Origin of the sequence: Nocardiopsis sp. NPDC006832 (assembly GCF_040635885.1) — a bacterium.
In the GTDB taxonomy this organism is placed as follows: Bacteria; Actinomycetota; Actinomycetes; order Streptosporangiales; family Streptosporangiaceae; genus Nocardiopsis.
This window is the reverse complement of the sequence record NZ_JBEYLC010000142.1, coordinates 1-1,643: the sequence shown is the minus strand read 5'-3', so window position 1 is coordinate 1,643 and position 1,643 is coordinate 1. Positions and strand designations below refer to the sequence as shown.

At 64.5% G+C, this 1,643-nt stretch carries 1 protein-coding gene; it reads left to right on the top strand.

The genetic code is table 11. From position 1 onward, the window contains the following. Positions 1-27 precede the first annotated feature (27 nt). Complete coding sequence (locus ABZ717_RS28605; RefSeq protein ID WP_358516387.1) at positions 28-1,392, top strand: DUF222 domain-containing protein; 1,365 nt, start codon at positions 28-30, stop codon at positions 1,390-1,392. Positions 1,393-1,643 lie beyond the last annotated feature (251 nt).

The following is a 1,643-nucleotide window of genomic DNA, read 5'->3' as shown; positions in this document are numbered from 1 at the left end:
CCTGGGGTGTTCGCATATAATCAGAGTATGAGCTTTCCTCCCCACGCACCGCGCCCGACCGGGAACACCCCGGTCGATAAGGCGATGGCGGGTGCCCGGGAGATCGCGGTGGAATTCTCCGGCCGGGATATCCCATTCGGGTGCGAAGCCGATATGCTCGCACAGTTTCGCCGGCTCAATGGGGAAGTCGACCGGATCCGTTATGGGATGCTGCCCGCCCTGGCCCGCATGGAGGCCACCGGTGCCCTGTTGGAAGAGGGTGGCCAGCGCAGCATCCAAGCGTGGATCACCCACCAGTGGGGCACCTCTCCGGCCGAGGCCAAGAGCCTTGCCACCCTCGCTCGGGCGTTGTACAAACAACAGCTGCCGCTCGTGGAAGAAGCGTTCGGGAAGCAGACTCTGTCTTTGGGTGAGGCGTGCGCGATCGCGACCTCCACCGAAAAAGCTGTGGCCGATTGGGCGCAGGTGCGGGAAAAGGGTGATGAGGATTTCCGGGCCACCCGCCCGGATGTGGAGGGTTTTCGGGCCCGGTTGGAATTCGGGCTGATCGGTTTCAAGGCCGAGTGCCCGAAGGCTTCGGTGCGCCAGTTGCGGAACGCGGCGAAATGGTTCGTCGCCCGCCTGGACCCGGATAAGGCCGACCGGGACTATGACGAAACGTTCGAGAGCCGGGGTGCGCAATTCTCGCCTACGTTCGAGTCCGGGTTTTTGTTGCGGATGTGGGGGCCGGGGGCCGACAACGAGCTCATCCAGGCCGCTCTGCAGGCTTACACGCAGCCGTATGGGCCGGAGAACGCGGCGATGCCGAAGCATCAGCGCACCTATGACGCGATGATGCGCATCTTCGAGACCGCTCTGACCCACCGGGGTTGCTCCAGCCTGAGCCGCCAACCGTTGGCCACGTTGAACATCACCGTCCCCCTCAAACGCTTCCTCGGTGACAGGACGGCTGAGCCCGCCACCACCGAGGATGGTGTGGTCCTCCCGGATCAGATGGTGGCCCGCCTGACCCCCCACAGCTGGTTGCGTCGGTTCGTGACCGACGCCCAGGGTCGGACTCTGTTGGATGTGGGGCGTAAGCAGCGGTGCGCACCGGATCCGGTGCGCCAGGCGGCGGGGTTCAAGAAGCCCTACTGCGAGTGGCACGAGGGCTGCGACATGCCGCGTAGTTGGTCGCAGTACGACCACATCGTCCCCTTCTCCCACGGCGGGGTCACGAGTGCGGACAACATGCAGGTGCTGTGCTCGACCCATAACCGGCTCAAGCACCGGTTGCAGGCCAAGGTGAACCGGCAGATCTGGGAGCACCACCACGCCCAGAACCGGCAGGACACCGAGACCAGCGGGTCCGGGGATGGGGAAGGCGAGCCAGCCCCAGCCACCGCCCTCTAACCACCGCGTACTTCCGCCAGGTGGAACACCACCCCGACGAGATCACCCCCGAGTGGGTGTCAGACCCAAAGGGCCTTGTGTCCTGTGGGGATATCGGCATGCCCCCATCCCGAACCCCCGCCCAGAGTCATATCCCGGGGACAGAGTGGCTCCCATTAAGAGCTCATCTCATTTGGATTCTCGATAGCCTGGCCCGGTGTCGATGGTTGAGCGGTTGGTGCCGGACAAACTGTGGGAGCTGTTTCAACGGG

Coding starts and splice junctions, on each gene's coding strand:
- ABZ717_RS28605 (WP_358516387.1), top strand. CDS start 28: ATGAGCTTTCCTCCCCACGCACCGCGCCCGACCGGGAACACCCCGGTC.